This is a genomic window from Microbacterium sp. P2_F9 (assembly GCF_056403635.1).
The window spans coordinates 1-4129 of the sequence record NZ_JBFUFC010000261.1 but is presented as its reverse complement, the minus strand read 5'-3'; the positions used below and the strand labels follow the sequence as shown (position 1 = coordinate 4129).

6 protein-coding genes are annotated in these 4129 nt (G+C 70.8%); 2 read left to right on the top strand and 4 right to left on the bottom strand.

Annotated elements, in window-relative coordinates; all coding sequences use genetic code 11:
- Positions 1 to 183 precede the first annotated feature (183 nt).
- Both AC1DVT_RS18380 and AC1DVT_RS18375 read left to right on the top strand, forming a co-directional pair.
- Positions 184 to 789, top strand: coding sequence for a histidine phosphatase family protein (locus AC1DVT_RS18380; protein ID WP_477390622.1), 606 nt, complete (start codon positions 184 to 186; stop codon positions 787 to 789).
- A gap of 7 nt (positions 790 to 796) precedes the next feature.
- Positions 797 to 1171 (top strand): iron chaperone, encoded by a 375-nt coding sequence (locus tag AC1DVT_RS18375; protein WP_477390620.1) that lies wholly within the window; start codon positions 797 to 799, stop codon positions 1169 to 1171.
- Between the two features lie 12 nt (positions 1172 to 1183).
- Here AC1DVT_RS18375 and AC1DVT_RS18370 read toward each other — a convergent pair whose 3' ends face one another.
- The 4 genes from AC1DVT_RS18370 to AC1DVT_RS18355 form a co-directional block, all read right to left on the bottom strand.
- Positions 1184 to 1996 carry an HpcH/HpaI aldolase/citrate lyase family protein gene (locus tag AC1DVT_RS18370; RefSeq protein WP_477390618.1) on the bottom strand — a complete coding sequence of 271 codons (813 nt, stop codon included), beginning with the start codon at positions 1994 to 1996 and terminating at the stop codon, positions 1184 to 1186.
- Positions 1993 to 2541: a MaoC family dehydratase gene (locus AC1DVT_RS18365; RefSeq protein ID WP_477390616.1), complete on the bottom strand. Its 549-nt coding sequence runs from the start codon at positions 2539 to 2541 to the stop codon at positions 1993 to 1995. The genes AC1DVT_RS18370 and AC1DVT_RS18365 overlap by 4 nt, the downstream gene beginning before the upstream one ends.
- 10 nt (positions 2542 to 2551) lie before the next feature.
- Positions 2552 to 3706, bottom strand: a complete 1155-nt coding sequence (locus tag AC1DVT_RS18360) for an acyl-CoA dehydrogenase family protein (protein WP_477390614.1) — start codon at positions 3704 to 3706, stop codon at positions 2552 to 2554.
- An 18-nt stretch (positions 3707 to 3724) separates the two neighbouring features.
- A partial coding sequence (locus tag AC1DVT_RS18355; RefSeq protein WP_477390612.1) for an acyl-CoA carboxylase biotin carboxyl carrier protein subunit occupies positions 3725 to 4129 on the bottom strand: 405 nt, incomplete at its 5' end.

Genomic DNA, 4129 nt, shown 5'->3' with positions numbered 1-4129 from the left:
GATCATCAATCGCGGCGCCACCCGCGCCGATTCAAAGGCGACAGTCAAGATCGACTCGGGTACCAGCGAGGTGCTCCGTGCCTTCGCGGACGCACTGCCGGACACGCACAGACCCGCCCGTTAGCGACGCTCGCGTCTCGAGCGTTCGGCCGAGGCACAGGCGCCCCCCGCTAGGCTCGAAGAGTGACCGCGCTGACATTGATCCGCCACGGCGAGACCGACTGGAACCTCAATCAGCGCATCCAGGGGTCGACGGATGTTCCCCTCAACGACACCGGCCGCCGTCAGGCGAAGGATGYCGCAACCGCCCTCCGCGCTCAGCTCGACTTCGACTCCCCGATCGTCGTGGTCTCCAGCGACCTGTCCCGTGCGCGGGAGACCGCCGAGATCATCGCGGACGAGCTCGGCGTGCGGGTCTCGCAGGTGTACCCGGGCCTGCGCGAGCGGTCCTACGGCGAGGCCGAGGGCGTCGGCGCCGAGGAGTTCCTCGCGCGGTGGGGCAATTGGCGGAGTGCCGAAGTGCCAGGGGCGGAGCCGTGGGCGCACCTGCGTCGCCGCGGACTGCGCGCCCTGCACGATGTCGTCCGCGACGCGCGGCGCGAGACCGCGCCGGCTGCGGCATCCGTGATCGCCGTCACGCACGGCGCGATGATCCGCGAGCTGCTCCGCCATGCCACCGCCGGCGAGCTCCCCGTGGACGGCGAGCGACTCGCCAATGGCGCCGCCTTCACGATGCGCTACGAGCGGGAGCGGCTGCAGCTGCTGTCGTATGCGCAGGCAACGGCCTAGGTCCGACATGGCTGCCACGACGGTCGACGAGTACATCTCGGGCTTTCCGCCCGAGGTGGCAGGGCGCCTGCAGCGGATCCGGGAGATCATCGTCTCCGCGGTCGCCGCGGGGTCGGACGTCGAGCCCGAGGAGCGCATCCGCTACGGCATCGCCGCGGTCATGCTCGGCGGCCGGTATGCGCTGCACTTCGCGGGCTGGAAGAAGCACATCGGGCTCTACCCCGTGCCGCAGCTCGAGCACGGGCTCGAGGCCGAGATCGCCCCGCATCGGGCCGAGAAGGACTCCGTCGTGTTCCCGCACGCGCAGCCGGTGCCGTACGAGCTGATCGGGCGGGTCGCCGAGGCGATCGTCGCCATGCGCCGCGACGGCGCAGCCGACTGACCCGGGCTCGACTCAGCGCTCCGCGCGGGAGAGCACGGCACGGGCGTGCCGCAGGACCGGCTCGTCGACCATCCCGCCCTCGTAGGCGAAGACACCGCGCTCGCCCACCGCGGCGGACAGCACGGCGTGGGCCCACGCCACTGTCTTCTCGTCCGGCCGATACGCTGCGCGAACGACCTCGACCTGGCTGGGGTGGATGCACGCGGTCGCGGTGAAGCCGGAGGCCGCGGCATCTGTCGCCTCGATCTTCAGGCGCCGCACATCGTCGATGGCGAGATGCACGGTGTCGATCGCAGCCTTGCCGGCAGCGCCCGCCGCCAGCAGCACGCGCGCCCGGGCGAAGCGTGCGACATCGCGGTAGCGGCCGCTCGGCTTGCGGCTCGAGGTGCCGCCGAGGCCCGCGACGAGATCCTCCGCGCCCCACATCAGCGCGGTCACGTTACGGAGTTCGGCGATGCGCTCGGCGTGCGCGACGCCTTTCGCCGTCTCGAGGAGCGCGATGACCTCGAACCGCGAGTCCACGCGGCGGATCCGCTTGGCCGACTCGGCCTTGGCGACCATGATGCGCCGAAAGTCGGTCTGCGAGAGGGTCGCGAGGTCGGCGGCGATCTGATCCCCGTCGAGCGGGTTCACGCGCACGATCACGCGCTCGGGATCGAGGTCGGTCTCGATCAGTGCGCCACGTGCGGCGCGCTTGGCCGCGGGAGCCACAGCGTCCTCGAGATCGAGGATGACCCCGTCCGCCCGCTCCAGCGCCTTGGCGTACCGCTCCGGGCGATCGGCGGGACAGAACAGCAGCGCCGGACCGAGGGTGAAGGTGCTCATGCCGGCGCCTCGCCGTTGGTTGCGGCATCCGGATCGAGTGGCGGCGCAGCCGCTGTATCGAGATCATCCGCGCACCACATCAGGGCGATGCGGGATGCCGTCGCCACCACCACCCCGTCCTGATTGCGGCCGGTGTGGGCCATCGTGACGAGCCCCTGTCCCGGACGAGAGGCGGACAGGCGCTTCGCGACGATCTCGGTCTCGCAGTAGAGCGTGTCGCCGTGGAACAGCGGATGCGGAAAGGCGATGTCGGTGAGCCCCACCTGCGCGACGAGGGTTCCCTGCGTCAATTGGGAGACGGATGCCCCGACCATCGTCGCCAGCGTCCACATCGAGTTCATCAGGCGCTGGCCGAACGGCTGGGTCGCAGAGAAGGCCGCGTCGAGATGCAGCGCCTGCGCGTTCATCGTGAGCGACGAGAACAGCACGTTGTCCGCCTCGGTCGCGGTGCGCCCCGGTCGGTGCAGGTAGCGGGCGCCGACCTCGAACTCCTCGAAGTACAGCCCGCGCTGCACGATCTCCACCGCCGGCATGTCATCGCCCATGGCCGTCACGCTACCCGTGCAGTCCGAGTGCCCGCGAGATCACGAGCAGCTGCACCTCGGAAGTGCCCTCGCCGATCTCGAGGATCTTCGAGTCGCGGTAGTGCCGGGCGACCGGGTACTCGTTCATGAAGCCGTTCCCGCCGAACACCTGCGTGGCGTCGCGGGCGTTGTCCATCGCGGCGTCGCTCGCGGTCAGCTTCGCGATGGCCGCCTCGGTCTTGAACGGCTTGCCTGCGTCGCGCAGCCGGGCCGCGTGGTGCCACGCGAGGCGGGCGTTGTGCACCCGCACCTGCATCCGCGCGATCGTGAACTGGAWGCTCTGCCGCGTCGAGAGCTGCTCGCCGAAGACGATCCGCTTCTTGGCGTAGTCGACGGCTGCTTCGAGGCATCCCTCTGCGGCACCCGTGGACAGCGCGGCGATGGCGATGCGGCCTTCGTCGAGGATGTGCAGAAAGCTCGCGAAACCCCGTCCGCGCTCGCCGAGGAGGTTCGCCTCCGGCACCCGCGCGTCCTGGAAGGTCAGCGGGTGCGTGTCGGAGGCGTGCCAGCCGACCTTGTCGTACGGCGCCTCCACGGTGAAGCCGGGCGTGCCGTTGGGGACGATGATCGTCGAGATCTCCTTGCGGCCATCCGTCTCGCCGGTCACGGCGGTGACCGTGACGAACCGCGTGATGGCGGTGCCGGAGTTGGTGATGAACTGCTTCGAACCGTTGATCACCCATTCGCCGCCGTCCAGGCGCGCGGTCGTGCGGGTGGCTCCGGCATCCGATCCCGCCTCCGGCTCGGTCAGACCGAATCCGGCGAGAGCCGTGCCGGCGAGCAGGTCTGGGAGCAGCCGCTGCTTCTGCTCGTCGGTGCCGAAGCGGAACACCGGCATGGCGCCGAGGCTGACGCCCGCCTCGAGGGTGATGGCGAGCGACTGGTCGACCCGGCCGAGCGCCTCGATGGCCAGGCACAGCGCGAAGTAGTCGCCGCCCTGTCCGCCGAACTCCTCGGGGAACGGCAGGCCGAACAGCCCCAGCTCCCCCATCTGCGCGACGACGTCGAGCGGCAGGGTCTTGGTGCGATCGGCCTCGTACGACCGGGGCGCGACGACTTCGTCGGCGAACTCGCGCACCAGGGCTGCGAGCTCGCGCTCGTCGTCGGTGAGGGTGTACTGATCCATGGAGTGCTCCTCAGGGGGTCAGGAGGGTAAGGCGCCGGCCAGGGTCGGCGGGTCGTCGTGGCCAGTGCCGACAGGGGTCGTGTCGGCGACGACATGGGCGAGGATCTGATCGCGGCGCACTTGTGCGCCCACTGCGACGTCGACGCGGACCATCCCGCCGTGGGGTGCGATGACGGGGTGCTCCATCTTCATGGCCTCGATCGTCACGATGCGGTCGCCCGCGGCGACGTGCGCCCCCGGTGCGACATGCACGGCGACGACCGCGCCGGGCATCGGCGACCGCAGCTCGGGAGCGGCGGCCGCTTCGTCGCGGCCGAGGGCGGCGAGCCGGCGCTCCATGGCCGCGCGGCGGCTCAGCGGGACCAGCCGGTGCGTGGCGCCGTCGGCGTGCACCCAGATCGCGCCCTCGGCGTCGGTCACCGC

Bases quoted from the DNA above. Each gene is read 5' to 3' on its own strand.
- AC1DVT_RS18375 (WP_477390620.1), top strand. From the start codon at position 797: ATGGCTGCCACGACGGTCGACGAGTACATCTCGGGCTTTCCGCCCGAG.
- AC1DVT_RS18370 (WP_477390618.1), bottom strand. From the start codon at position 1,996: ATGAGCACCTTCACCCTCGGTCCGGCGCTGCTGTTCTGTCCCGCCGAT.
- AC1DVT_RS18365 (WP_477390616.1), bottom strand. From the start codon at position 2,541: ATGGGCGATGACATGCCGGCGGTGGAGATCGTGCAGCGCGGGCTGTAC.